General features: G+C 73.0%; 23 protein-coding genes. 11 read left to right on the top strand and 12 right to left on the bottom strand.

The window, feature by feature from the left end:
• Positions 1 to 42 precede the first annotated feature (42 nt).
• A complete protein-coding gene (locus IF02_RS0112040; protein ID WP_030156124.1) occupies positions 43 to 1,020 on the bottom strand; it encodes a carbohydrate kinase family protein in 978 nt (325 codons plus the stop codon).
• A 133-nt stretch (positions 1,021 to 1,153) separates the two neighbouring features.
• Here IF02_RS0112040 and IF02_RS0112045 point away from each other — a divergent pair, with 133 nt between their 5' ends.
• Together IF02_RS0112045 and IF02_RS0112050 are read left to right on the top strand one after the other, a co-directional pair.
• Positions 1,154 to 1,393, top strand: a complete 240-nt coding sequence (locus tag IF02_RS0112045) for a hypothetical protein (RefSeq protein ID WP_030156125.1) — start codon at positions 1,154 to 1,156, stop codon at positions 1,391 to 1,393.
• 89 nt (positions 1,394 to 1,482) lie between these two features.
• Positions 1,483 to 2,934: a hypothetical protein gene (locus IF02_RS0112050; RefSeq protein ID WP_030156127.1), complete on the top strand. Its 1,452-nt coding sequence runs from the start codon at positions 1,483 to 1,485 to the stop codon at positions 2,932 to 2,934.
• A gap of 75 nt (positions 2,935 to 3,009) precedes the next feature.
• Here IF02_RS0112050 and erpA read toward each other — a convergent pair whose 3' ends face one another.
• Entirely contained in the window at positions 3,010 to 3,366 is a 357-nt protein-coding gene (erpA, locus tag IF02_RS0112055; protein ID WP_030010511.1) for an iron-sulfur cluster insertion protein ErpA, read from the bottom strand.
• Between the two features lie 305 nt (positions 3,367 to 3,671).
• Here erpA and nadA point away from each other — a divergent pair, with 305 nt between their 5' ends.
• Complete coding sequence (nadA, locus tag IF02_RS0112065) at positions 3,672 to 4,859, top strand: quinolinate synthase NadA (RefSeq protein ID WP_030156130.1); 1,188 nt, start codon at positions 3,672 to 3,674, stop codon at positions 4,857 to 4,859.
• A gap of 84 nt (positions 4,860 to 4,943) precedes the next feature.
• On the opposite strand, the gene IF02_RS0112070 is transcribed toward nadA, so the two are convergent.
• From IF02_RS0112070 to IF02_RS0112080, 3 genes are all read right to left on the bottom strand, one after another.
• Positions 4,944 to 8,075, bottom strand: coding sequence for an efflux RND transporter permease subunit (locus IF02_RS0112070; RefSeq protein WP_030156132.1), 3,132 nt, complete (start codon positions 8,073 to 8,075; stop codon positions 4,944 to 4,946).
• A gap of 202 nt (positions 8,076 to 8,277) precedes the next feature.
• Positions 8,278 to 8,976, bottom strand: a complete 699-nt coding sequence (locus IF02_RS0112075; RefSeq protein WP_030156134.1) for a response regulator — start codon at positions 8,974 to 8,976, stop codon at positions 8,278 to 8,280.
• A gap of 39 nt (positions 8,977 to 9,015) precedes the next feature.
• Positions 9,016 to 9,858, bottom strand: a complete 843-nt coding sequence (locus IF02_RS0112080) for an adenosylcobinamide-GDP ribazoletransferase (protein ID WP_078622041.1) — start codon at positions 9,856 to 9,858, stop codon at positions 9,016 to 9,018.
• A gap of 88 nt (positions 9,859 to 9,946) precedes the next feature.
• Here IF02_RS0112080 and IF02_RS0112085 point away from each other — a divergent pair, with 88 nt between their 5' ends.
• Positions 9,947 to 10,717, top strand: coding sequence for a hypothetical protein (locus tag IF02_RS0112085; RefSeq protein WP_030156137.1), 771 nt, complete (start codon positions 9,947 to 9,949; stop codon positions 10,715 to 10,717).
• 98 nt (positions 10,718 to 10,815) lie between these two features.
• Here the strand turns inward: IF02_RS0112085 and pspAA are convergent, their stop codons facing one another.
• Positions 10,816 to 11,094 carry a PspA-associated protein PspAA gene (pspAA, locus tag IF02_RS0112090; protein WP_030156139.1) on the bottom strand — a complete coding sequence of 93 codons (279 nt, stop codon included), beginning with the start codon at positions 11,092 to 11,094 and terminating at the stop codon, positions 10,816 to 10,818.
• A 13-nt stretch (positions 11,095 to 11,107) separates the two neighbouring features.
• Positions 11,108 to 11,905, bottom strand: a complete 798-nt coding sequence (locus IF02_RS0112095; protein ID WP_078622042.1) for a PspA/IM30 family protein — start codon at positions 11,903 to 11,905, stop codon at positions 11,108 to 11,110.
• 261 nt (positions 11,906 to 12,166) lie between these two features.
• Here IF02_RS0112095 and IF02_RS0112100 point away from each other — a divergent pair, with 261 nt between their 5' ends.
• Complete coding sequence (locus tag IF02_RS0112100; protein ID WP_106977270.1) at positions 12,167 to 12,775, top strand: DUF3043 domain-containing protein; 609 nt, start codon at positions 12,167 to 12,169, stop codon at positions 12,773 to 12,775.
• A gap of 50 nt (positions 12,776 to 12,825) precedes the next feature.
• Entirely contained in the window at positions 12,826 to 13,584 is a 759-nt protein-coding gene (locus IF02_RS0112105) for a class I SAM-dependent methyltransferase (RefSeq protein WP_078622058.1), read from the top strand.
• A gap of 100 nt (positions 13,585 to 13,684) precedes the next feature.
• Here IF02_RS0112105 and IF02_RS0112110 read toward each other — a convergent pair whose 3' ends face one another.
• The gene (locus tag IF02_RS0112110) at positions 13,685 to 13,897 is read right to left on the bottom strand and encodes a hypothetical protein (protein ID WP_030156145.1); all 213 of its coding nucleotides are present in this window, start codon (positions 13,895 to 13,897) and stop codon (positions 13,685 to 13,687) included.
• A 104-nt stretch (positions 13,898 to 14,001) separates the two neighbouring features.
• On the opposite strand from IF02_RS0112110, the gene IF02_RS0112115 reads away from it, so the two are divergent.
• From IF02_RS0112115 to IF02_RS0112135, 5 genes are all read left to right on the top strand, one after another.
• On the top strand, positions 14,002 to 15,231 hold the full coding sequence (locus tag IF02_RS0112115; RefSeq protein WP_030156147.1) for a bifunctional adenosylcobinamide kinase/adenosylcobinamide-phosphate guanylyltransferase: 1,230 nt from the start codon (positions 14,002 to 14,004) through the stop codon (positions 15,229 to 15,231).
• A 71-nt stretch (positions 15,232 to 15,302) separates the two neighbouring features.
• Complete coding sequence (cobT, locus tag IF02_RS0112120; RefSeq protein WP_030156149.1) at positions 15,303 to 16,367, top strand: nicotinate-nucleotide--dimethylbenzimidazole phosphoribosyltransferase; 1,065 nt, start codon at positions 15,303 to 15,305, stop codon at positions 16,365 to 16,367.
• A gap of 115 nt (positions 16,368 to 16,482) precedes the next feature.
• Complete coding sequence (locus IF02_RS0112125) at positions 16,483 to 18,384, top strand: phosphatidylglycerol lysyltransferase domain-containing protein (RefSeq protein ID WP_037836100.1); 1,902 nt, start codon at positions 16,483 to 16,485, stop codon at positions 18,382 to 18,384.
• The gene (locus tag IF02_RS34775) at positions 18,381 to 19,115 is read left to right on the top strand and encodes a hypothetical protein (RefSeq protein ID WP_030156153.1); all 735 of its coding nucleotides are present in this window, start codon (positions 18,381 to 18,383) and stop codon (positions 19,113 to 19,115) included. Before IF02_RS0112125 ends, IF02_RS34775 begins: the two co-directional genes overlap by 4 nt.
• 85 nt (positions 19,116 to 19,200) lie before the next feature.
• A complete protein-coding gene (locus IF02_RS0112135; RefSeq protein ID WP_106977275.1) occupies positions 19,201 to 20,373 on the top strand; it encodes a sensor histidine kinase in 1,173 nt (390 codons plus the stop codon).
• Here the strand turns inward: IF02_RS0112135 and IF02_RS0112140 are convergent.
• The 4 genes from IF02_RS0112140 to pelF form a co-directional block, all read right to left on the bottom strand.
• Positions 20,370 to 21,233, bottom strand: coding sequence for an endo alpha-1,4 polygalactosaminidase (locus IF02_RS0112140; RefSeq protein WP_078622045.1), 864 nt, complete (start codon positions 21,231 to 21,233; stop codon positions 20,370 to 20,372). The genes IF02_RS0112135 and IF02_RS0112140 overlap by 4 nt on opposite strands.
• The gene (locus IF02_RS0112145) at positions 21,230 to 21,877 is read right to left on the bottom strand and encodes a spherulation-specific family 4 protein (protein ID WP_030156158.1); all 648 of its coding nucleotides are present in this window, start codon (positions 21,875 to 21,877) and stop codon (positions 21,230 to 21,232) included. Before IF02_RS0112145 ends, IF02_RS0112140 begins: the two co-directional genes overlap by 4 nt.
• Before the next feature lie 108 nt (positions 21,878 to 21,985).
• Entirely contained in the window at positions 21,986 to 23,524 is a 1,539-nt protein-coding gene (locus IF02_RS0112150) for a hypothetical protein (protein ID WP_030156159.1), read from the bottom strand.
• A complete protein-coding gene (pelF, locus tag IF02_RS0112155) occupies positions 23,521 to 25,062 on the bottom strand; it encodes a GT4 family glycosyltransferase PelF (RefSeq protein ID WP_030156160.1) in 1,542 nt (513 codons plus the stop codon). Before pelF ends, IF02_RS0112150 begins: the two co-directional genes overlap by 4 nt.

Consider the following 25,062-nt stretch of genomic DNA (forward strand, 5'->3'; position numbering starts at 1 on the left):
GGGTCGCGTACACGGTCCGCCGCCGGGATGCGGGGCGGGGGGCTACGCCGCCAGGTGGGCGCGGACCTCGGACGCCGCGTCCTCGCCGTAGGCCTTCGTGAAGCGCTCCATGAAGTGCGCCCGCGCCAGGGTGTACTCCTGCGTGCCCAGCGTCTCGATCACGAGGGTGGCCAGCATGCAGCCGACCTGCGCCGCGCGCTCCAGCCCCACGCCCCACCCGAGACCGGTCAGGAACCCGGCGCGGAACGCGTCGCCGACGCCCGTCGGGTCGACCTTCGCCGTCTCGTCCGGGCAGCCGACCACGATCGGCTCCTCGCCGACCCGCTCGATCCGCACGCCCCGCGAGCCCAGCGTGGTCACGCGCGTGCCGACCTTGCCCAGGATCTCCTCGTCGCTCCAGCCGGACTTCGACTCGATCAGGCCCTTCTCGTACTCGTTCGAGAAGAGGTACGTCGCGCCCTCCATCAGCGTGCGGATGTTCTCGCCGTCCATCCGGGCGATCTGCTGCGAGAAGTCCGCCGCGAACGGGATCCCCCGGGTCCGGCACTCCTCCGTGTGGCGCAGCATCGCCTCGGGGTCGTCGGCGCCGATGAGGACGAGGTCGAGCCCGCCCACCCGGTCCGCGACCGCCTTCAGCTCGATCAGGCGGGCCTCGCTCATCGCGCCCGTGTAGAAGGAGCCGATCTGGTTGTGGTCGGCGTCGGTGGTGCAGACGAAGCGCGCGGTGTGCAGCACCTCGGAGATCCGCACGGACTCGGTGTCGACGCCGTGCCGGTCCAGCCACGCGCGGTACTCGTCGAAGTCGTACCCGGCCGCGCCGACGAGGATCGGGCGGGTGCCGAGCTGGCCCATGCCGAAGCAGATGTTCGGGCCGACGCCGCCCCGGCGCACGTCGAGGTTGTCGACGAGGAAGGAGAGGGAGACCGTGTGCAGCTGGTCCGCGACGAGCTGGTCGGCGAAGCGGCCGGGGAAGGTCATGAGGTGGTCGGTGGCGATGGAGCCGGTGACTGCGATACGCACGGCGTGGACGCTCCTGCGGAGGACGGCGAGGGGGACAGTCAAAACTACCCGGTCGCTGCCCGGGTCGCCGACCGCACGAAACTACCCCGTAGTAGGTCTTTCTTCGCCCGCCGCGCCGTGCCTACCGTGCCCCATGACCTACACCGATGGTTTCGGGTACATGGGTATGCCCAAGGAAGGCGCCGAGAAGGGCGCCGCCGACACGCGGCCCGGGTTCGCGCGGCTGCTGGGTGACTGCGCCAGGATGGCTCCGCACTGGGCGGTCCCGGCGGACCCCCGGCCGGACCGCGTGGCGCCCTCGCAGATCCACGGGATCAGCGTCCCGTCGGCCTCGGCCCGCCTGATCGCCTCGACGGCCGAGTACGGGGACTAGCGACCGGCCGGCGAGGGCCGGGGAACCGGTTCGCCGTCTGTTCCGTCACAGCCGCATCAGCCACTGCGGCGAGGGCGAAGGAGCAAGCGGTGACCAGCGAACAACCCGACACATCACGCGGCACACGGCGGCGGCCGGCCTGGGCCATCGGCTCGATCGCGGCCGCCGTGCTGCTCGCGGGCGGCGGTACGGCGTACTGGGCGTCGGCGGCCTCGGGCGACGGCAAGGACGTCCGTACGGCCGACAGCGCGGCCTCGGCGCCCCGCGTCGCGCCGAACCCCTCCGGGCCGGGCATCGCCCCCGGCGAGCCGGACCCGCACGGCAGCGGGGTGACGTACCGGGCCGACGTGAAGCTCCCGGACGCCCCGGCGACCGCGCCGTCCTTCGCGGCGACCGGCGAGGTCGGTTCGGAGGAGGCGGCGCGGCTCGCGACGGCCCTGGGCATCCCGGGCGCCCCGCGGCTCAGCGGCGAGACCTGGCAGGCCGGGGAGGGCGCCGACGGCTCCGGACCCCGGCTCACGGTGAACCACAAGGCCCCCGGGACCTGGAACTTCTCCCGCTTCCAGGGGACGGGCGGCGCCGGTGACGACTGCAAGCGCGGCAAGGACACCTGCGGCCCGGCCACCCTCCCCCAGGCGGACGGCGCGGACGGCAAGGCCGCGGCGGACGCCAAGGGCGGGACCCCGGTGAGCGAGGAGGCCGCCAAGGCCGCCGCCGCCCCGGTGCTGGCGGCGCTCGGCCAGAGCGCGGCCAAGCTGGACGCCCGGCTCACGCAGGGCTCCGTACGCGTGGTGACGGCCGACCCGGTGATCGACGGGCTGCCCACCCAGGGCTGGGCCACGAAGGTCAGCGTGGGCGCGGATTCCCAGGTGGTGGCGGGCAGCGGTGAGCTGAAGGCCCCCGTACGCGCCGCCGAGCAGCCGGTGGTCGGGGCGGTCGAGGCGCTGGCCCGGCTGAACCGGTCCTCGGCCGGATCCGGCGGTACGGACCCGGGGCCCAGCGGCTGCGCGACCTCGGTCCCGCTGACCCCGGACACCCCGGTCGGCCCCGGGGACACGCCTCCCTGCAACCCGGAACCGCGGCCGATGAAGCCGCCGCGGACCGAGACCGTGAAGGGAGCGGTGCTCGGGCTGGCCCCGGGGACCGTGGACGGGGCGCGCGGCCTGGTGCCGGCCTGGCTGTTCGAGGTGGCGGGCAGCAACGGCGGGCCCGGCCGTACGGTGGTTCAGCCGGCCGGTGAGAACGGCTCCGCGGTGCCGTCCGCCCCCAAGGGCGGGCGGACCGTGCCCGGCGTCTCGTACAACGAGGCCGACCGGAAGCTGACCGTGAACTTCTGGGGCGGGGTGTGCAGCACCTATGCCCTGGAGGCGCGGGAGGAGGCCGGGTCGGTCTCGGTGAGGATCACCGACACCCCGAACGAGCCGGGCCGGGCCTGCATCATGCTCGCCCAGGACATGACGGTGTCGACGACGCTCCGGCAGTCTCTCGGTGAGCGCAAGGTGATCGACGCGACGACGGGCAAGCCGCTCCCCCGGCAGTAGCCCGTCCCGCACGACGGGAGGCCCCCGGCACCATCGGTGCCGGGGGCCTCCCGTGTGTCCGTACTCGCTACAGGCTTAGCTGAAGGAGTCGCCGCAGGCGCAGGAGCCGGTGGCGTTGGGGTTGTCGATCGTGAAGCCCTGCTTCTCGATGGTGTCCACGAAGTCGATCGAGGCACCGTGCAGGTACGGGGAGCTCATCCGGTCCGTGACGACCTTCACGCCGTCGAAGTCCTTGACGACGTCGCCGTCGAGGGAGCGCTCGTCGAAGAAGAGCTGGTAGCGCAGGCCGGAGCAGCCGCCGGGCTGGACGGCGACGCGGAGCGCCAGGTCATCGCGGCCTTCCTGCTCCAGCAGGGTCCTGACCTTCTCGGCGGCGGCGTCGGACAGGAGGATGCCGTCGCTCACAGTGGTCTTGTCGTCCTGTACGGACATCTGCATTCACTCCCGAAGTGGGCGGCTCCCCACCCAAGGCAGGGAAACGTCGGACTCTTGCCGTCGATGGCAACGAGCGGGTCCGCGGATTCATTCCGGACCCGACGCATGTTTCAGATATTCATGCTCGCACACCGTCGCGCGGAGGTGGACCTGACGGACCGCGGGGTTCATCCCGGGCGAATTCGTCACATCGACACTATCGGCATCGTCAAAGTGACGTGAAGCGGCTATCATAGATAGCGTCAAATAGACGAGAAGTCGAAGCTCTGCTTCCGAAGTCCCCGTGTCGCAGAACAGAAAGGGTGCGTGTCGTGACCACCGCCCAGCCTTTGGACGTCCAGCCGACGCCCCTTGCCCTGCTGCTGCTCGGCCGTGAGGCCGACCCGAAGAGCGAGCGCGGGGTGGAGTGCCCCGGCGACCTGCCGTCGCCGTCGGACCCGGACCTGGTCGCGCGCGCCCGCGCGGCCAAGGAGAAGCTCGGGGACAAGGTCTTCATCCTCGGCCACCACTACCAGCGTGACGAGGTGATCGAGTTCGCCGACGTCACCGGCGACTCCTTCAAGCTGGCCAAGGACGCGGCCGCCAAGCCGGAGGCCGAGTACATCGTCTTCTGCGGCGTCCACTTCATGGCGGAGTCCGCGGACATCCTGACCTCGGACGACCAGAAGGTCGTCCTGCCGGACCTGGCCGCCGGCTGCTCGATGGCCGACATGGCCACCGCCGAGCAGGTCGCCGAGTGCTGGGACGTGCTCACCGAGGCCGGCATAGCCGGTGCGACGGTCCCCGTCTCGTACATGAACTCCTCCGCCGACATCAAGGCGTTCACCGGCAAGCACGGCGGCACGATCTGTACGTCGTCCAACGCGAAGAAGGCCCTGGAGTGGGCCTTCGAGCAGGGCGAGAAGGTGCTCTTCCTCCCGGACCAGCACCTGGGCCGCAACACCGCCGTCCGCGACATGGGCATGTCCCTGGACGACTGCGTCCTGTACAACCCGCACAAGCCGAACGGCGGCCTGACCGTCCAGCAGCTGCGGGACGCCAAGATGATCCTGTGGCGCGGCCACTGCTCGGTGCACGGCCGGTTCTCGGTCGACTCGGTCAACGACGTGCGCGCCCGCATCCCCGGTGTGAACGTCCTCGTCCACCCCGAGTGCAAGCACGAGGTCGTCGCGGCCGCGGACTACGTCGGCTCGACGGAGTACATCATCAAGGCGCTGGAGGCGGCCCCGGCCGGCTCCAAGTGGGCCATCGGCACCGAGCTGAACCTCGTCCGCCGCCTGGCGAATCGATTTGCCGCGGAGGACAAGGAGGTCGTCTTCCTCGACAAGACGGTCTGCTTCTGCTCGACGATGAACCGCATCGACCTCCCCCACCTGGTGTGGACCCTGGAGTCCCTGGCCGAGGGCACCCTCGTCAACCAGATCCAGGTCGACAAGGAGACGGAGAGCTTCGCGAAGCTCGCCCTGGAGCGCATGCTCGCCCTCCCGTAGCCGTCCCCTCCCGTACGACCGAAGGGCCGTCCCTCCCCGATCGATCGGGGAGGGACGGCCCTTCGGCGTTCACCGGACCGTGCGTCAGACCCGGACCGGGGACTCCTCGTCGGAGGGCTCCTCCGGGCTCGGGACCACCGTCAGGCGGGCCGTGCGCCTGGCCTCGCGCTTCGCGCGGCGGCGCTCCTTGCGGAGCTCGATCATCGTGTAGAGCGTCGGCACCAGCAGCAGCGTCAGCAGGGTCGAGCTGACCAGGCCGCCGATCACCACCACCGCGAGCGGCTGCGAGATGAACCCGCCCTCGCCGGTGACGCCGAGCGCCATCGGGAGCAGCGCGAAGATCGTCGCGAGGGCCGTCATGAGGATCGGGCGCAGGCGGTGCCGGCCGCCCTCGATGACGGCCTCGACCACGCCGAGACCCTGGGCGCGGTACTGGTTGACCAGGTCGATCAGGACGATCGCGTTGGTCACGACGATGCCGATGAGCATCAGCATGCCGATCATCGCCGGGACGCCCAGCGGGGTGCCGGTCACCAGTAGCAGGCCGAGCGCGCCGGTCGCCGCGAAGGGGATGGAGACCAGCAGGACCAGCGGCTGGATCAGCGACCGGAACGTGGCCACGAGCAGCATGAACACGATCGCGACGGCCGCGAGCATGGCCAGGCCCAGGGAGGCGAACGCGTCGCTCTGGTCCTCGGAGACGCCGCCGATGGTGGCGGTGGCCCCGTCGGGCAGGTCCAGCGCCTTGATCTTCGTCTGGAGTTCGGCGCCGATCGCGCCGGTGTTGTCGCCGACCGGCTTCGCGGTGACGGTGGCGGCGCGGGCGCCGTCGATCCGGGTCATCGAGACCGGGCCGGGGACCTCCTTGACCTCGGCGACGTCGCCGAGCTTGGCCGGGCCGACCGGGAGCGCCTGCAGTTCGGCCAGGGTGGTGGCCGGGTGCGCGGACTTGATGACGATGTCCCGCTCGGTGTTGTCCAGTACGGCCTTGCCCGCCGGGTTGCCCCGTACGGCCTGGGCGACGATCGCCCCGAGGGCGGCCTGGTTCAGGCCCGCCTCGGCGGCCTTCGGGGTGGCGGTCACCGAGATCCGGGGCACGGACTGGGAGAGGTCGCTCTGTACGTCGGTGACGTCGTCGAGCGTGGCCACCTCGGCCCGGACCTGCTCGGCGGCCTTGGCGAGGACGTCCGCGTCGCCCGCCTTGACGACCACGCTCAGGTTCTGGCTGCCGAAGCCGCCGCCCGCCGAGATGCTGGTGTCGCCGATGCCGTCGAGCTTGCCGAGCGCGTCCTCGATGCGCTTCTTGACGCCCTCGGAGTCGCCGGAGTCCTCCAGGGTGACCTGGTACGAGGCCTGGTTGGAGCCCGTGCCGCCGCCGAAGGCGGCCAGGAAGCCGGAGGAGCCGATGGTGACCTGGTAGTCCTTGACTCCCTCGATCTCGGTCAGGGCCTTCTCGACCCGCAGGCTCGCCGCGTCGGAGGCGGCCAGCGAGGTGCCCGGGGGCAGCTGCTGCTTGACCGTCAGGACGCTCTGCTCGCCCTGGTCGAAGAAGTTGGTCTTCAGCAGGGGCGCCATCCCGAAGGTGGCGACGAGGACGACGACCGCGACGACGAGGGTGGCGATCCGGCGGCGGGTGACCAGGCCCAGGGCCCGTACGTAGAAGCGCTGGAGGCGGCTCTTCGCCTCCTTCTCCTCGGCCTCGCGCCGCGCCTTCGCCGGGTTTTCGGCGGCGCCTTCGGGGGCGCGCAGGAACCAGTACGAGAGCACGGGAACGACCGTCAGGGAGACGATCAGCGAGGCCAGCAGGGCCGCGGCGACGGTGAGGGAGAACGGTCCGAAGAACTCGCCGACCATGCCGCCGACGAAGCCGATCGGCAGGAAGACGGCGACGGTGGTGAGCGTGGAGGAGGTGACCGCGCCGGCGACCTCCTTGACCGCGGCGATGATCGCGGCCTCGCGCTCCTCGCCGTAGCCGAGGTGGCGCTTGATGTTCTCCAGGACCACGATCGAGTCGTCGACGACGCGGCCGATGGCGATGGTGAGGGCGCCGAGGGTCAGCATGTTGAGCGACAGGTCGCGGGTCCACAGCACGATCAGCGCGAGGACCACGGACAGCGGGATGGAGACCGCGGTGACCAGCGTCGAGCGCAGCGAGGCCAGGAAGACCAGGATCACGATCACCGCGAAGAGCAGGCCGAGCAGGCCCTCGGTGGTGAGGCTCGAGATGGACTTGGCGACGGGCGGGCCCTGGTCGCTGACGACGGTCAGCTCGGCGCCGGCACCGAGTGCGGAACGCAGCTCGGGCAGCTTGTCCTGCACCGCGTCGGAGATCGCGACGGCGCTGCCGTCCTTGTCCATGGTGAGGACGAGGGCGAGGCTGGGCTTGCCGTTGGTCCGGGTGAGGGAGACGGCCCTGGCGGGCTCCTGCGTGACGGTGGCGACGTCGCCTAGGCGTACGGCCGGCTTGCCGGGGCCGGCGCTCAGGCGCAGGTCCTGGAGCTGCGCGAGGGAGGTGTAGCCGCCGCCGACGCGGACGGTCCGGTTCTTGCCGGCCTCGTCGAAGGAGCCGGCGGGGACGGCCGCGCCGCCCGCCTGGAGGGCCTGCGCGAGGGAGGCGCCGTCGAGGCCGGCCGCCGCGAGCTTGGCGTTGTCGGGGGTGACGGCGACCTGGAGGTCCTGGACCCCGTCGACGCTGACCTGGCCGACGCCCTCGATGTCCTCCAGGACGGGGACGACGGAGCGGCTGAGCTGGTCGGCGAGCGCCTGCTGGTCCTTGTCCGAGGTGACGGCGAGGACGACGGTGGGCATGTCGTCGGTGGAGCCGGCCACGACCTGCGGGTCCACCTCTGCGGGCAGCCGTACGCGGGCGCGGTTCACGGCCTGCTGGACGTCGGCGACGAGCTGCTTGGTGCCGCTGTCGCCGTAGTCGAACTTGGCCATGATGAGGGCGTTGCCCTCGCTGGCGGTGGAGGTGATGCCGGTGATGCCGTCGACGCCCTTGAGGGTGGCCTCGATCGGCTCGATGACCTGCTTCTCCACCACGTCGGGCGAGGCGCCCTGGTACGGCGCGAGCACGGACACCATCGGCAGTTCGATGGACGGCAGCAGCTGCTGCTTGAGCTGCGGGATGGCTATGGCGCCGAAGAGCAGTGCGGTGAGCGACACGAGGCCGACCAGCGCTCTTTGGGCCAGGCTGAAGCGGGACAGCCAGGACATGGGTGTGGGATCTCTCTGCAGTGGCGTGCGCGGGGCTGGGCCTGAAGGCCGCGGGCCTTCAGCCTTCCGTACGCGGGGGCGGCGCTGCGTCGCTCCCAGGTGCCGCGTCTTTATGTCCGGCATACCGCGTCCGCAGTACGCCGCAGTACTCCACGGCTCTGCGCGCGCCCGTGCTCCCGGACCACGGTCCGCCGGACACCCTCTAGTCGGCCCGGGGCCGGACCAGTCCCGATTCGTAGGCGATGACCACCAGTTGGGCCCGGTCGCGGGCGCCCAGCTTGGCCATGGCCCGGTTCACGTGGGTCTTCACGGTGAGCGGGCTGACTTCGAGCCGTCCGGCGATCTCGTCGTTGGACAGGCCCGCGGCGACGTGGACGAGCACCTCGCGCTCGCGGACGGTCAGCGCGGCGAGCCGCTCGGCGTGCGCGGCGGGGGCGCCGGGGTCGGCGCCGCCGCCCTGGGCGAGGAAGGTGGCGATGAGCCCTTTGGTGGCGGCCGGGGAGAGCAGCGCCTCCCCGGCGGCGGCGACGCGGATGGCGTTGAGGAGTTCGTCGGGCTCGGCGCCCTTGCCGAGGAAGCCGGAGGCGCCGGCCCGCAGGGACTGGACGACGTACTCGTCGACCTCGAAGGTCGTCAGCATGACCACGCGGACGGCGGCGAGTCCGGGGTCGGCGCTGATCATGCGGGTGGCGGCGAGCCCGTCCGTGCCGGGCATCCGGATGTCCATGAGGACCACGTCGGGCAGGGTTTCCCGGGCGAGCGCGCAGGCCTGGGCGCCGTCGGAGGCCTCGCCCACGACCTCCATGTCGGGCTCGGAGTCGACCAGCACCTTGAACGCGCTGCGCAGCAGGGCCTGGTCGTCGGCGAGCAGCACCCTGATGGTCGTCGGCGTCTCTTCCACGTCCCGCACCCTACGCGGTCCCCGCCGGGGGCAGCGCGGTCAGCCCAGGGCCAGGACGACGAGGGCGGTGGTCGCCGCGATCTCGGCGAGGGCGCCGAAGACGTCACCCGTGACCCCGTCGAAGCGGCGTACGCACCGGCGGAGCAGCAGCTCCGCCGTCGCCAGGGCGATCAGGACCGCACCCGCGCACTGGACGGCGGCGCCCGGTCCCACCGGCAGGGCGGCGGCCCCGGCCAGGACGGTCACCAGTGCGGCGAGCCCGGCGGCCGAGCCCTTGGGGAGCACCCCGGCGACGGCCGCCCCGAGCCCCTCGGGCCGGGCCGGCGGTACGCCGTCGCGGGAGGCCACCGTCATGGCCAGCCGGGCGGTGACGGCCGCGATGACCGTCGCCAGGGCCCCGTGGACCCAGCTCTCGGCGTAGAGGTCCGCCAGCGCCCCGACCTGGACCAGCAGGACCAGGAGCAGCGCCACCACCCCGAAGGGGCCGATGTCGGACTGCTTCATGATCCGCAGCGCCACCCCGGCCGGTTTCGCGCTGCCCAGCCCGTCGGCGGTGTCGGCGAGCCCGTCGAGGTGCAGGCCCCGCGTCAGGGCGGCCGGTACGGCGACGGTGACGGCCGCCGCGAGCAGCGGGCCGCCGCCCAGGATCAGCAGCAGCACGCCCGGCACGGCCGCGAGGGTGCCCACGACGAGCCCGGCGAGCGGCGCGCAGGCCATGCCGGTGCGGGCCGCGGGCCGGTCCCAGCGGGTGATGCGGGCGGGCAGCACGGTGAGCGTGCCGAAGGCGAAGCGCACGCCGTCGCGCAGCGAGGCGCGCTCGTCGGGCGGCGTCAGCGGCGGCTCGGGCGGCTCGGGCGGCTGGTCGTCGAACGAATCTTTCATCGGCGCGAACGCTACCTGTTCGCCGCGGGCGGTAAATTGCCGCATACGGGAAGAATCGGGGAGCTGCCACAACAGGGGAGGCGACGGTATGGGTCACTGGTGGTACCGGAACATCGTCGAGCCGGGCAAACTCCCGCTGCTCCTGGCCCTGCTCTCGTTCGTCATGTCGTTCCTGGTCACCCGCGTGATCACCCGCCTGATCCGGGCGGGACGGGGGCCGTTCAAGAACATCACCCCGGGCGGCGTGCACATCCACCACGTGGTGCCCGGCGTCATCCTCGTGATCATCGGCGGGTTCGGGGCCGTCGGCAGCGGCCGGCACGGTTTCGGCGCCATGCTGTCGGCCGTGATCTTCGGGCTGGGCGCGGGGCTGGTGCTGGACGAGTTCGCGCTGATCCTGCACCTCGACGACGTCTACTGGAGCGAGCAGGGCCGCAAGAGCGTGGAGATCGTGGTCCTGACGGCCGCGCTGGTGGCGCTGGTGCTGGGCGGGTTCCTGCCCTTCGGCGTCAACGACCTGACCTCCGAGGAGCTGCAGAGCCGCGGGCTCGTCGTCATGAACACCGCGTTCAACTTCTTCCTGGCCCTGATCGCCCTGTGGAAGGGCAAGGCGCGCACCGCGTTCTTCGGCACGGTCATCCCCTTCGTGGCGCTGATCGGGGCGGTCCGGCTGGCCCGGCCCGGCTCCCCGTACGCGAAGAGGTTCTACGCGAAACGCCCGCGGGCCCGCGCCAGGGCCAGGCTGCGCGCGTTCCACCACGACCGGCGCTGGGCGGCCCCGCGCCGCAAGTTCGAGAACTTCATCGGCGGGACGCCGGACCCGGAGCGGGCACAGGTCTCGAAGCCGACGAAGCACTGACGGGACGCCGCCCGGAAAACACGGCGGCGCCCGGCCGCCCCCGCGCAGGGGGGTGGCCGGGCGCCGTCACGTCCGTGTCGGCCCGGGGTCAGCCCGGATCAGCCCGGGATCAGCCCGTCGTCGCTGAGCATCTCCTTGACCTCGTCGAGCGAGGCGTCCTCCGCCGGGAGGATCAGTTCGGACGGCTCCAGCGCATCGTCCGGCAGCGGCTCGCCGAGCCGCCGTACGGCCTCCAGCAGTGCGCCCAGCGTGCGCCGGAAGCCCTCCCCGTCGCCGCTCTCCATCTCCGCGAGCAGCTCGTCGTCCAGCTTGCCGAGCTCGGCGAAGTGGCTGTCGGCCACCTTCACCTGGCCTTCCCCCATGATGCGGACAATCATGACGGACCCCGTCCTACTGCTTGTCGAAGCGGTGCTGGGTCTGGGGGGACTCCTGGGCGTTGCCGGGGGCGCCGCCCTCGATCGCCCCTTGCTGCGCCGACGGGCCACCCGCCAGCTCGGCCTTCATCCGCTGGAGCTCCAGCTCCACGTCCGTACCGCCCGAGAGGCGGTCCAGCTCGGCCTGGATGTCGTCCTTGGAACCGAGGCCGCTCTGGTCGTCGAGCGCGCCGGAGGCCAGCAGCTCGTCGATCGCGCCGGCCCGGGCCTGGAGCTGGGCGGTCTTGTCCTCGGCCCGCTGGATGGCCAGGCCGACGTCGCTCATCTCCTCCGAGATGCCGGAGAAGGACTCCGCGATGCGGGTCTGCGCCTGCGCCGCCGTGTACGTCGCCTTGATGGTCTCCTTCTTCGTACGGAAGGCGTCCACCTTGGCCTGCAGGCGCTGCGCGGCCAGCGTCAGCTTCTCCTCCTCGCCCTGGAGGGTCTGGTGCTGCACCTCCAGGTCGCTGACCTGCTGCTGAAGCGAGGCGCGCCGGGACAGCGCCTCGCGGGCCAGGTCCTCACGGCCCAGGGCGAGGGCCTTGCGGCCCTGGTCCTCCAGCTTGGCGGACTGGCCCTGGAGCTGGTTGAGCTGCAGCTCCAGGCGCTTGCGGGAGGTCGCCACGTCGGCGACGCCGCGGCGCACCTTCTGCAGCAGCTCCAGCTGCTTCTGGTACGAGTAGTCGAGGGTCTCGCGCGGGTCCTCGGCCCGGTCCAGGGCCTTGTTCGCCTTCGCGCGGAAGATCATCCCCATACGCTTCATGACACCGCTCATGGGCTTCGCGCGCCCCCTTCTAGACGGACTGTGCTCCAGGTCACCGACAGAACCCACAGTACGGGCCCTGTCTCCATTACCGCACTGTTCGTGGACGGATGCGCTCCTCCTCCAGGACGACTCCACCCCCGCCCATGTCAGGCGTAGGGAGTAGGTGCTCCCCCGAGCACGCCCGCGTCACGAACCCTGCACAGGGAAGACGCCCGCCGTTGCCGGATCGTTCCCCGGCGGAGTGGGGTACCCGGCCGCGACCACGTAGGCTTGGGTTTTGTGTTTGGTAGCCGTTCCTCCAAGGAAGAGAAGGCCGCCGCCACCGACAAGGTGAGCGCCGACCTCTCGCAGCCCCGTGACCCGCAGGCCCCGAAGGGCCGCCCGACGCCGAAGCGTGCTGTGGCCCAGTCGCAGCGCAAGGCCGTCGTGGCATCGACCGGCAATCGCAAGGAGGATGCAAAGCGCGCCCGCGAGCGCCGTCGCGAAGAGATGGCCAAGCAGCGCGAGGCCCTCGCCAACGGCGACGAGCGCTATCTGCCGGCCCGCGACAAGGGCCCCGTGCGCAAGTTCGTCCGCGACTACGTGGACTCCCGCTTCTCCGTCGCCGAGATGTTCCTGCCGCTGGCAGTGATCATCCTGGTGCTGAGCATGGTGCGGGTGCCGTCCATCCAGAACATCGCCCTGCTGCTGTGGCTCGGCGTGATCGCCCTGATCCTCGTCGACTCCGTCGGCCTCGGCTTCCGCCTCACCAAGGCCCTCGCCCAGCGCTTCCCCGACGAGCCGCGCCGCGGCGCGATGGCGTACGGCCTGATGCGCACCCTCCAGATGCGCCGGCTGCGCCTGCCGAAGCCGCAGGTCAAGCGCGGGGAACGGCCCTGACCGGAGGTAAGCCCGGAGCATCGGGGGACGGCTTCGCGGGGGGCGCCAGGCTGTGGCTCGAGGGACTGGGCGGACTGCGCAACGCCGTCCGCCAGGAACTCGTGGGCCGGCAGGTCGACGAACAGATCGCGCACCGCTTCCCGGTCGGGCAGCGGCTGCGGGTCCTCGACGTCGGCATGGGCCAGGGCACCCAGGCGCTGCGTCTCGCCCGCGCCGGGCACAAGGTCACCGGACTGGAGATGGATCCCGCCATGCTCGCCGTCGCCCAGGAGGCGCTGGCGGCGGAGCCTGCCGGGATCCGGGACCGGGTCGAGTTCCTGGAGGGCGACGGCCGCGAGACCGGCGCGCACTTCCTGCCGGGCAGCTTCGACGTGGTGCTCTGCCACGGCGTACTGATGTACGTGCCCGAGCCTGACGCGATGCTGGCCGGGCTGGCCCGGATGCTGGCGCCCGGCGGACTGCTGTCCCTGCTGGTGCGCAACGGCGACGCCCTCGCGATGCGGCCGGGGCTGGGCGCCGACTGGTCGGCCGCGCTGGCCGCCTTCGACACCGTCGACTACACGAACCGGCTGGGCCTGGACGTACGGGCCGACCGGCTGGCCGGGCTCACGGCCACGCTGTCCGGGATCGGCGCCCCGCTGTCGGCCTGGTACGGCGTACGCGTCTTCACCGACGGCACCGAGGCCGGCGAGACGCTGCCCCCGGACGAGGAGCTGGAGCGGCTGCTGGCCGCCGAGGACCGCGCCGGGCGGACCGACCCGTACCGTGGGGTCGCCGCGCTGCTGCACCTGTGCGGCGTACGGGGCTGACGTCCGCGAAGCGGCCCCCGGACCGACCGAGGCAACCGAAGCAACGGCGGAAGCCCGGACCCCGTACGGGGTCCGGGCTTCTCGCGTCAGCGGCTGCCGCTCAGGCGTCCAGCGCCGCGCGCAGGCTCATCGTGTACAGCTCGGTGCCGTTGTCGTCGGACAGCTTCACCGTCTCGGTGCCGCCGTCCAGCAGCTCCTTCCACACCTCGCCGATCCACGACTCCGCGTCGCCCTGCGTGGTGAACTCCTCCGGCTCGACCGCCGGGCTCGTCTCGGTGCCGTCGGCCTTCTCGAACCGCCACGTCCACGCCATGTCCGCCTCCGTTGCTCGTCCGCTGCTCGCACGTTTCTCACCTTGAGTCTGCCCGCAGAGTAGCCGGGCGCGCAGCAGTCTCGGGGACGCGGGAGGATCTTCCTGTGGAACTCACTCTGCTCGGCACCGGCACACCCGAAGGACTGCCCCGCCCCGGCTGTCCCTGCGCGGCCTGCGCGGTCTCCGTGGGCCCCCGGGCGCGCACCGCGACGTCCCTGCTCATCGACGGGGCGCTGCTGCTCGACCTGACCCCCGGGGCGGTGCTGGCCGGCGCCCGCGCGGGGCATTCGCTGGCCGGCGTACGGCAGGTCCTGCTCACCCATCCGCACGACGGACCGCCGGTCGAGCTGCCCCCGGGGCTGCCGGCCGCCGGGCGGGTGCCGGACGGGCGGGAGCTCGCGGTGATCAGCGGGCACCGGGTGCGGGCGGTGCCGATGGACGCGCCGGGCACGGGGTACGAGGTGACCGGCCCGGACGGGAGCCGGCTGCTGTACCTCCCGCCGGGCGGGGCGCCGGCCGGCTGGGGGTCCCCCCGGACGGAGTCTGGGGTGGGGGCGGTCGGTCAGCGCCCGTACGACATGGTCCTCGCGGACGTGCTGGGCCGGCCGGAGGCGCTGGCCCGGCTGCGGGCGAGCGGCGCCGCCGGGCCGACGACGGACGTGATCGCGGTGCACCTGGACCACGACGTCCCCCCGGGCCGGGAGCTGGAGCGCCGGTGCGCCGCGGCCGGGGCGCGGGCGGTGCCGGACGGCACGACGGTGACGGTCGGCGAGTACCACGCGGTGCCTGACCTGCCGCGCCGGACGCTGGTGCTCGGCGGGGCCCGCTCGGGGAAGTCCGTCGAGGCGGAGCGGCGCCTGGCCGGCTTCCCGGAGGTGGTGTACGTGGCCACCGGCGGCTTGCGGGACGGCGACGCGGAATGGGCGGCGCGGGTCGGCCTGCACCGGGAGCGGCGGCCGGCGAGCTGGCGGACGGTGGAGACCTGCGAGCTGGCGCCGCTGCTGGTGGAGGGAGGGCCGCCGCTGCTGATCGACTGTCTGGCGCTGTGGCTGACGGACGCGATGGACCGGGCGGGGGCCTGGGACGACGCCGTGTGGGCGGGGCAGGGGCAGAAGGAGCTGCGGGAGCGGGTGGCGGAGCTGGTGGCCGCGGTGCGCGCGACCCGCCGCACCGTGGTGGCGGTCAGCAACGAGGTGGGCTCGGGGATCGTTCCGGCGACCGCTTCCGGGCGGCGTTTCCGCGACGAACTGGGGCGCCTGAACAGCCTGGTGGCGGGCGAGTGCGAGCACGTCCTGCTGGTGGTGGCCGGGCAGTCGGTGGTCCTGAAGGAGTGAGTGCGCGCACCGCCCGCCGAGGTCGCGGGACGGGGCTTGGGGAGGGCCTTACCCGCTGTACGCTCTGGCAGATGACCACGCTGAATCTCGACGACTTCTCCGATCTGATCGAGCGCCCCGACGGGGGCGTCCGGCGTGACGCCGAGGAACGCCGTGAACGGCTGGCCGTGCCGGCCGGGGCGCTGGGACGGCTCGACGAGCTCGCCGAGTGGCTCGCCGCCGCGCAGGGGCGGGTGCCCGTCCGCCCGATCGAGCGGCCCCGCGTCGTACTGTTCGCCGCCGACCACGGGATCGCCGCCGCGGGGGTGTCCGCCCGGACCGCCGGCGGCGCGCACGAGCTGGTGCGCTCGGTGCTCGACGGGAACAGCCCGGTGTCGATCCTCGCCGGGCGCCTCGGCGCCGGCGTACGGATCGTGGACGCCGGTCTGGACTGCGAGCCCGGGCTGCTGCCCGAGGACGTGGTCCGCCACCGGGTGCGCCGCGGCAGCGGGCGCATCGACGTCGAGGACGCGCTCACCCTCGAAGAGGCCGACGCGGCCCTGCGGCTCGGCATGCGGATCGCCGACGAGGAGGCCGACTCCGGCACCGACCTCGTGGTCCTGGGCGACTTGAGCGTCGGTGGAACCACGGTCGCGGCGACGCTCGTCGCGGCCCTGTGCGGAACCGATGCCTCCGTGGTCACCGGGCGCGGCGGCCGGCCCATCGACGACCTGACCTGGATGCGCAAGTGCGCGGCGATCCGCGACGCGCTGCGCCGGGCCCGCCCGGTCCTCGGCGACCAGGTGGCCCTGCTCGCGGCGGTCGGCGGTGCGGACGTGGCCGCGATCACCGGCTTCCTGCTCCAGTGCGCGGTGCGCCGTACGCCGGTCATCCTCGACGGGGTCGTTTCCGCAGCGTGCGGGCTCGTGGCCCAGCGCGCCGCGTTCCGGGCGCCCGACTGGTGGCTGGCCGGACAGGCCAGCGGCGAGCCGGGCCAGGCGAAGGCCCTGGACCGGATGGCACTCAACCCCGTGCTCGACCACGGCGTCACTGTGGGAGAAGGAACCGGGGCATTGCTGGCTCTCCCCCTGGTCCAGGCGGCCGCCGCACTCGCGGCGCAGCTCCCGGAGCAGGCGGCGCAGGAGCCGAAGGAGTAGGGGGTCCCCCGAGGGGGAATCCCCCGAGCGCCCGCTCCGGGGCGGCGGCTTGACCGGCTGCGCGCCCCCGGACCGGGCCACCCATGGACGGCGGCGCCCCATATCATCGCGTTTCATGGGAGAGGCCCGCTTGACCAGCGCAGACATCGACCGGACCGCAGTACAGGCCGCCAAGGCGGCCCAGGGATCCGGCAAGAACACGAACAGCAGGAAAGACGAGAAGAAGGACGAAGGGGGCGGCCGGGAGACCGGCCGGGGATCGGCCCGCTCGCGGCGCAGCGCCGCGTTCGCGGTCTGGTACCTGCGCGCCGTCACCTTCGTCAACTTCCTCAGCGCGGTGTGGCTTTCGCTCGGGCAGGACCTGCGCCGGCACAACACCGCCGATTTCTACACCCCGTACCTGCTCACCGCGGGCTTCGCGTCCGGCCTGTTCTCGCTGCTGCTCGCGGTCACCATGGGCCGCCGCAAGCGGGCCGCCTGGATCCTGAACCTGGTGCTCAGCGGCATGCTGCTGCTGGCCTTCGCCACCGCGGCCTTCGCCCCGTGCACCAGCGGTGACTTCAACCTCTGCTACCCGGAGTTCCGCGACCACACCCAGAACTGGGTCTCCCTCGCCCTGACGGCGGCCTTCGTCGGCGCCCTGCTGCTCGGCCGCCGCGAGTTCTACGCCAAGGGCGACCGCTCCAACCCCAAGCTGGCCACCGCGGTCGGCGCCGTCGGCCTGCTGTGCACCTCGCTGCTCGCCGCGCTGATCGTCGGCGCCGCCAACACCGACCCGGACGCCGCCGAGGCCACGTTCCTGGCCCGCTGGCGGTACGGCGTGATGCGGCTGATCACCCTGGAGCCGAACGCCCGCGACTACGCCGCGATCACCACGCCCGGCTGGGTGGACATCGTGATCAACGTCATGTCCACGCTGCTCCTGATCGCCGTGCTCCTCGCCGCCTTCCGCTCGCGCCGCGCCGTCGACCCCCTCACCGCGGAGGACGAGGAGAAGCTGCGCGCGCTCCTCGCCAAGCAGGGCGACCGCGACTCGCTCGGCTACTTCGCGCTGCGCCGCGAGAAGTCCGTCATCTGGTCCCCGACCGGCAAGGCGGCCGTCACGTACCGCGTCGTCGGCGGCGTCTCGCTGGCCTCCGGCGACCCGATCGGCGACCCCGAGGCCTGGCCCGGCGCCATCGAGCCCTGGCTGGCCGAGGCCCGCGAGCACGGCTGGGTGCCGGCCGTCATGGGCGCGAGCGAGGAGGCCGGGCAGATCTACGCGCGCCACGGACTGGACGCGCTGGAGCTGGGTGACGAAGCCATCGTCGAGACCGACGAGTTCACCCTGGAGGGCCGCGCCATGCGGACCGTCCGGCAGGCCTACAACCGCGTCAAGCGCGCCGGTTACACCGTGCGGATCCGCCGCCACGCCGACATCCCGGCCGACGAGATGGACGTACTCCTCACCCGGGCCGACGACTGGCGCGACGGCGCCACCGAGCGCGGCTTCTCGATGGCACTGGGCCGACTGGGCGACCCCGGCGACGGCCAGTGCGTGATGCTGGAGTGCACCGACGGCAACGGTGACCTGCGCGCCGTGCTGTCCTTCGTGCCGTGGGGCCCCAAGGGGCTGTCGCTGGACCTGATGCGCCGCGACCGCGATTCCGAGAACGGTCTGATGGAGTTCATGGTCATCGAACTCCTCGAACGCTCCAAGGAGATCGGCGTCACACAGGTCTCGCTCAACTTCGCGATGTTCCGTTCCGTCTTCGAGCGGGGGTCCAAGCTCGGCGCGGGTCCGGTGCTGCGCATGTGGCGCTCGCTGCTGAGCTTCTTCTCCCGCTGGTGGCAGATCGAGTCCCTCTACCGGGCCAACGCCAAATACCGGCCGATCTGGGAGCCGCGGTTCATGCTCTTCGAGAAGAGCTCCGACCTGCTGCGGATCGGTATCGCGGCGGGCCGGGCCGAGGGCTTCCTGGAGGCTCCCGGGCTGCCGAAGTGGCTGAACCGCAAACATCTGGAGACCAATCGTTGACGGCTTGGACGACCACCCCCCTGCGGCGGTTCGCCCGCCGCGAGTGGGGGCCCCTGTTCCGGACCGTCCGCGACGCCCTCGTCCGCGACAAGTGGCGGGCGGCCCCGATGACCCTGGGGGCCGTCTGCCTGACCTCGGTCTTCCAGATCGTCCAGAACACGTCCTGGGGGTTCCAGCCGGTCCAGAACCTCGGATCGGTGAAAGCCGTCGACCCGCTGTGGCTGGCCGTGCTGCGGACCCCGCTGTCCCTGTTCGTCCCCGCCCTCGACCTGCCCGTGTGGGGGGCGCTCGCCCAGATCCTGCTGGTCTTCGGGATCTCGGAGATCTGCATCGGCTGGTGGCGCACGCTGGCCATCGGCTACGTCGCCACCCTCGCCGGGACCACGTACGCGCGGATCGGGCTCTCGCTGGGCGCCGACCACCCCTTCGGCCTGCCGCTGTCCGACCGCGTCGTCAACGACACCGGGCCCTCGGCGGCGGTGGTCGGCCTCGCGATCTACGTGTGCTGGCGGTACCGGGCGTACCTGACCGGCGCTATCGTGATCGCGGTGATGATCGGCGAGGTGCTGGTCAAGGACAACCTGGCCGGCAAGGAGCACCTCGCGGCCATCGCCGCCGTCATGGCGGTGTGCGTGGTCCGCGCGAAGTGGGGACCGGAGCGCTCCCGCGTCCCGCTCGGCAGGCGCCCGCCTCCGGCGGCCCCGCTGCCCCCGCAGCGTCCCGGCACCTGACGGGCCCGCCCGCCCCGCCCGGAGCAGGCCGTACCGTATCGGGGTGACGACAGACCTCGGGCCGTTCGCCCCCACCCGGCAGTGGATGCGGGCCCATCCGCTCGCCACCGATGCCGTCCTCGCGCTCGGGGCGCTCGTCTCCATGGTCGTCGGCTCCTTCGCCGATCCGCACGGCCCGCACGGGCCCACCTTCGGGACCCAGACCCCCGAGCCGTTCTCCCTGCTGCTGATGGTGCTGGGCGCGGGCACGCTGGTGTTCCGGCGCCGGCACACCCGCACCGTGCTCGCCGTGACCATCGGGCTGTGCCTGCTGGAGCTGACCACCGGCGAGCCGCGGGCCCCCGTCGCCATGTCCACGGTGATCGCCCTGTACACGCTGGCCTCCCGTACCGACCGGCCCACCACCTGGCGGATCGCCCTGCTCACGATGGCGGGGCTGACGGGCGTGGCCATGCTGGCCGGCCCGCTGCCCTGGTACGCGCAGGAGAACATCGGCCTCTTCGCCTGGACGGGGATGGCCGCGGCCGCCGGCGACGCCGTGCGCAGCCGGCGGGCGTTCATCGACGCCATACGGGAGCGGGCCGAACGGGCCGAGCGGACCCGCGAGGAGGAGGCCCGGCGGCGGGTCGCCGAGGAGCGGCTGCGGATCGCCCGGGACCTGCACGACGTGGTGGCCCACCACATCGCCCTGGTCAACGTGCAGGCGGGGGTGGCCGCCCACGTCATGGACAAGCGGCCCGACCAGGCCAAGGAGGCCCTGGCCCACGTACGGGACGCGAGCCGCTCGGCGCTGAACGAGCTGCGGGCCACGGTCGGGCTGCTGCGGCAGTCCGGCGACCCGGAGGCGCCGACCGAACCGGCGCCGGGGCTGGCCGTCCTGGACGAGCTGGTGGACACCTTCCGGCACGCCGGACTGCCGGTGAAGGTGATGGTCGAGCTGGGCCGGGACAAGGATCCGCTGCCGGCCGCCGTGGACCTGGCGGCGTACCGGGTGATCCAGGAGGCGCTGACCAACGTGCGCAAGCATGCCGGGCCGGAGGTCCGGGCGGAGGTCAGCGTGGTCCGGGTCGACGCCTCGGTGGAGGTGACCGTGCTGGACGACGGCGGCACCGCCGCGGCCGGCGAGGACGGCGGCGCCGGCGGCGGCCACGGGCTGCTCGGCATGCGCGAGCGGGCCACGGCCCTGGGCGGCTCCTGCTTCGCCGGGCCCCGCTTCGGCGGCGGCTACCGGGTGCACGCCGTCCTCCCCGTCGCCTAGGGCGGGCCCGCGGGCGGGCAGAACTGCCGCCACGCGCCCAGTTCGTACTTCTTCTGCAGCGAGCTGAGCTTCAGTTCCTGCGACTGCCCGCACCACTGGCCGATCCGGTTCTCGTACTCCACGTGGAAGACGGCCTTGCCCGCCGCGATGAACGGGGTGAGCCGCTCGCACTCGTCGTACTGGGCGCACTGCTCGTTGACGGCGAAGTCGAAGTCCCCCACCAGCTGCGGGATCTGGTCGAGGTCGTTCTTCAGCCCGACCGCCAGCCCCCGGTCGTGCGCCAGCTTCGCGATCAGCCGGTTGTACGCCAGCTGGTCCTCGGCGGTGAGCGGGAAGCCCGACGTGTTGCGGTAGCCGTCCATGTTGTCCGGCTCCACCGCGTCGAAGCCCTTCTCGCGGCACATGTCGATCCGCTTCGCCATCAGCGGCTCCAGCTCGGCGAGCCGCCGGATGTCCAGCCAGCGCTCGCCCTCCCAGCCGTTGCCCTCGCCGAGCAGCGCCTTCGGGAAGGCGTCGGCGTCGGGGCGGAACTCCTCCCAGGCGCCGGTGGACAGGTAGCAGACGGTCCGCCGGTCGGCCTTCTTCAACCCGTCGACCTGCTCCTTGGTGGTGGTGAACCCGTCGACGTCGTACACCGCCGCCCTCACCGAGGTGTCCAGCTTCCCGGTCAGCTGCCACTGCCAGCTGACCCCGGGTTTCGGCTGCCAGCGCTCCCCCGGCGCGGGGGCGGGTGACACGTCGTCCGGCTCCTGCCCCCGGGTGGTGCAGGCGGCCAGCAGGAGCAGCAGGGCGAGCGGCAGGGCGCGGCCGCGGCGGGGGCCGCGGCCCACCGCGCCGTGCGGCGAGCGGGTCGGGGTCATCCGGCGGCCTCCAGGGCGTACGGGAGGGTCCCCCACGGGTGCGCGCCGGTGCCGGGGACCGCGCAGTGCACCCCGGCCCCCCGCTGCCGGGCGAGCTCGGCGGCGGGCGCGCCCGGCGGGACCGCGTACACGAGGTGGCAGAACCGCTGGGCGGGGTGGTCGGCCGTCCAGGGCGGCACCGAGGCGTCCCGGTAGGCGTCCCAGGGTCCCTCGAAAGTGACCAGCAGATCGGCGAGTTCGGCGTAGTCGGGGTGCGGGTGGACGCCGTGGTTGAGGACGACGGTACGGGCGCCCGCGGCCCGGGCGGCGATGCCGAGCCGCCCGTAGTGCGAGAGCAGCGCCGGATCGGCGGAGGCCTGGTCGAGGAAGGCCCCGTCGGCGCCGTACCAGTCGCGGTGGCGCAGCAGGTCCTGCACCACCGCGGAGTGCGGGCGCCGCCCGTAGTCGGTGTCCGTGTACCCGAGGACGGGCACCCCGGCGTCGCGCAGCCGCTGCGCCACGGCGGCGAACCGCTCGTCGGGGGCCTCGCCCGGCCCGTTGGCGGGGTTGAGGACCACGGAGTGCAGCCGGCCGGCGGAGCGGATCAGCCGCTCCCAGTCCTCGGGCCGGTCGGCGGGATGCTCGTAGAGGGGCACCAGCAGCATCAGGACCTTCTTCTTGTACGGGGTCACGTTGTACCAAGTCACGTTGTACGAGGACGTTGTACGCGATCAACGGGATCGGTGGGCGGCGGGATCGGCGGGTCGGCCGGGTCAGCGGTGGGCCGTCGCGCGGCCCAGCAGCAGGCAGACGAGCGCACCCAGTACGGCCGCGGCCGCGCCCGCCACCACCAGCTGGACCAGCCGCGGCTGCCCCAGCTCCAGCAGCAGCGCCAGGCTCTGGGCGAGCGCCGCCGAGGCGCAGACCACGGCCGCGGGCCGGACCGCCCCGAAGGACTGGAGCAGCAGCCCGGTCCACATGACGGCGCCGAGCAGCAGCAGGGTCGCGGCCCGGATCCCGGTCAGCCCGGGGGCGCCCGGCCAGAGCAGGGTGCCGGCCAGCCCGAGGGCCAGCAGCACCGCCAGGTACGCGGCGAGGCAGCGGCCCAGCGTGCCGAGCATCCGCAGCCAGAACTGCCGGGGCGAGCGGGCCGCCCGCAGCCCGGCCAGGCTCCCGCTGCGGAACCGGTGCAGCAGCCATTCGGCGGGACCCATGCTGAGGGTGAGCGCCACCGCCGAGGGGGCGGCGACGGCCTCGGCGGGACCCCCGGCGAGCACCTCCCCCAGGGCGGCGTACAGCACCAGCAGGCCGGTGCCGAGGCCGAACATCCCGTACGGCACGGAGTCCCCGATCCGGGGTCCGCGCGGGCCGTACTCCTCCTCGGCGCCCCGCAGCATCCGCCAGCGCACCGGGCCCTCGCCGGACCGGTGTCCGGCCCGGTCCCGGATCCGGCGCACCCCGGCCCGTACGCCCTCGGCCACCGGCAGCTCCCGTACGGCGAGGGTGCAGGCGGCCAGCAGGGACGCCACCAGCAGGCCCACCCGTACCCGCACGGGCAGGTCGGTGAAGAGCGCGAGCAGCGCCCCCGCGGCCATCGGGCCGAGCGCGGCGAGCAGCACCCGCTCCCGGCCGAGGACCAGCAGCACGGTGGCGGCGCCGACGTACAGGGCCTGGCCGGCGGCGAACGCGTAGCTGAACGGCGGCCCGCCGGGCACGGTCAGCGCGGCGGCGATGCCGAGCAGGGCGCCGACGGGGGCCCCGACGAGCAGGGTCCGCCCGGCGGCGGCCCGGTCGCCGAGGCCCAGCCAGGTGTAGGCGCGGTGGGACAGGGTCTGGTCCCACACCCAGCCGATGAGCGCCCCGGCGAGCAGGGTCAGCGTCCCGGCGGGGAGCCCGAGCCGGTCCTTGGGGCCCTCCAGCAGGGGGGCGCCGAGGACGTAGGCGAGGCCGGGCAGCGCGAAGACGAACCCGCGCAGCAGGCAGGCGGTGAGGGAGACCTTCCAGGGGTCGGGGACGTGTGCGGGCTCCGGGAAGGCACGGGGCACGCGGTCGTAGAGCTCCTCGGCGAGGCCGAAGGAGTCGTGGCGGCCGTAGGTGAGCCGGATGTGCTCGTCGGTCATCCCGTCGGATTCGAGGACGGCGGCGATCTCGTCGGGGTGGACGGCCGCTGCGATCAACCCGTCGAGGCGCTCGGCGAGTTGGTCCATGGGGTCGCCGGCCGGGCCGGGGTCCCCCGGCCCGGTGCGGCGGGGCCGGGGGATGGCGGGGAGGGTGTCCCCGCCGGGGACGCGCAGCCAGAGGGATCCGCTCACCACAGGCTCCCGTCGGCGGCGAGTTCGCGGTACCAGGGGTCGGCGAGCCGCTGCGTCCAGTCGCCGCCCGCTCGGACGGGCACGACGGGCTGGCCGGCGAGTTCGCGGTAGATGTGCCGGAAGCCGTCCACGGACTGGTGGAGCGTGAACTTCTCGACGACCCGTTTGCGGGAGCGCCGGCCCAGTTCGGCCCGGCGTTCGTCGTCGCGGAGCAGGGCGAGGGTGGCGCGGGCCATGGTCTCCGGTTCGCGCGGCGGGACCACGAGCCCGGTGTCGCCGACGGCCTCCCGCACCCCGCCGACGTCGGTGGAGACGGTGGTCCGGCCGCAGGACATGGCCTCGATGATGCTGAAGGGGAAGCCCTCGCTGATGCTGGAGAGCATGACGATGCTGCCCGCCGCGTAGGCCTGCGCGACCTGCTCGATGCGGCCCTCGTACGAGATCCCGTCGGCCACGCCGAGTTCGGCGCCGAGTTCCTCCAGGCGCAGCTTGTACTCCTCGCAGCCGGCCGGGACCGGGCCGAACAGGCGCAGCCGCAGGGCGGGCAGCTCCTCGCGCATGAACGCGTAGGCCCGGATGAGGGTTTCGAGGTCCTTGATCGGGTCGATGCGCCCGCACCAGCTGAGGGTGGGCACCTCCGGCTCGGGTCCTGCGTCGGGGAAGGCGTACGGGTCGACGCCGTTGTAGACCGTGCGGATGCGGTCGGGGGCGGCGCCGCCGCGCTCCTCCCAGCGGCGGTTGTACTGGTTGCACGGGGTGATGAGGTCGGCCTGCCGGTAGCCCTCGGTGTTGAGCTCCCGGTAGAAGCCGAGCAGCAGCGCCTTGACGGGCCAGCGCTGCTCGGCGGTGCGGTAGCCGAGGTAGCGCTCGCGCAGGTAGATGCCGTGCTCGGTGAGGAGGAAGGGCACCTTGTCGAGGTACTTGGCGGCCAGGGCCGGGAGGGTGGCGAGCCCGCTGCTGACCGAGTGCGCGACGCTGTCGGGCGGGATCCGTACGGACAGCGGCCGCAGCGCGTGCTCGATCAGGTCGGTGGCGGTGAGCGCGTCGTGGATGGTGGGCTCGGCCGCGGCGGTGGGCAGGCCCGGCCGGGTCCACACGTTCATCAGCAGGCGCAGGACCGTTTCGGAACGCAGGGCCGCGGCGAGGCGGCCGGCCCGGGCGAGGACGGCGAGTTCGTGCAGGGCTTCGGAGAAGCCGCCGTGGGTGGGGGCACCCCCAGCGGTGGCCGGGGGAGGATCGAGCAGGGAGAGCAGGAAGGTTTCGTACGTTGCCGTGAACCGGCGGTGCGCCTTGCCCCGCAGGGCCGAGCGGCGGCCGCGGCCGGGCACCGGTCCCCAGAGCGGGACGGCAGTGTGCCGGTAGACGTTGCGGGGCAGCTCCCACGTGACCGGCTCGCGTCCGGAGCCGGTCAGGGCTATGACGTTGAAGTCGACCTCCGGCATCCCGCGTACCAGCTGGTCGCACCAGGTGCTGACTCCCCCGTGGACGTGCGGATAGGTGCCTTCGGTGAGCATGGTGACGTGACGCCCATGGCTCAT

The sequence above is a fragment of the Streptomyces sp. NRRL S-244 genome, from assembly GCF_000717915.1.
Classification (GTDB): Bacteria; Actinomycetota; Actinomycetes; order Streptomycetales; family Streptomycetaceae; genus Streptomyces.

Coding starts and splice junctions, on each gene's coding strand:
- IF02_RS0112145 (WP_030156158.1), bottom strand. CDS start 21,877: ATGCTGCTGGTGCCCCTCTACGAGCATCCCGCCGACCGGCCCGAGGAC.
- IF02_RS0112110 (WP_030156145.1), bottom strand. CDS start 13,897: ATGGCGTGGACGTGGCGGTTCGAGAAGGCCGACGGCACCGAGACGAGC.
- IF02_RS0112045 (WP_030156125.1), top strand. CDS start 1,154: ATGACCTACACCGATGGTTTCGGGTACATGGGTATGCCCAAGGAAGGC.
- erpA (WP_030010511.1), bottom strand. CDS start 3,366: ATGTCCGTACAGGACGACAAGACCACTGTGAGCGACGGCATCCTCCTG.
- IF02_RS0112125 (WP_037836100.1), top strand. CDS start 16,483: ATGGGAGAGGCCCGCTTGACCAGCGCAGACATCGACCGGACCGCAGTA.
- IF02_RS0112140 (WP_078622045.1), bottom strand. CDS start 21,233: ATGACCCCGACCCGCTCGCCGCACGGCGCGGTGGGCCGCGGCCCCCGC.
- IF02_RS0112085 (WP_030156137.1), top strand. CDS start 9,947: ATGGGTCACTGGTGGTACCGGAACATCGTCGAGCCGGGCAAACTCCCG.
- IF02_RS0112135 (WP_106977275.1), top strand. CDS start 19,201: ATGCGGGCCCATCCGCTCGCCACCGATGCCGTCCTCGCGCTCGGGGCG.
- IF02_RS0112080 (WP_078622041.1), bottom strand. CDS start 9,858: ATGAAAGATTCGTTCGACGACCAGCCGCCCGAGCCGCCCGAGCCGCCG.
- pelF (WP_030156160.1), bottom strand. CDS start 25,062: ATGAGCCATGGGCGTCACGTCACCATGCTCACCGAAGGCACCTATCCG.
- IF02_RS0112070 (WP_030156132.1), bottom strand. CDS start 8,075: ATGTCCTGGCTGTCCCGCTTCAGCCTGGCCCAAAGAGCGCTGGTCGGC.
- pspAA (WP_030156139.1), bottom strand. CDS start 11,094: ATGATTGTCCGCATCATGGGGGAAGGCCAGGTGAAGGTGGCCGACAGC.
- cobT (WP_030156149.1), top strand. CDS start 15,303: ATGACCACGCTGAATCTCGACGACTTCTCCGATCTGATCGAGCGCCCC.
- IF02_RS0112095 (WP_078622042.1), bottom strand. CDS start 11,905: ATGAGCGGTGTCATGAAGCGTATGGGGATGATCTTCCGCGCGAAGGCG.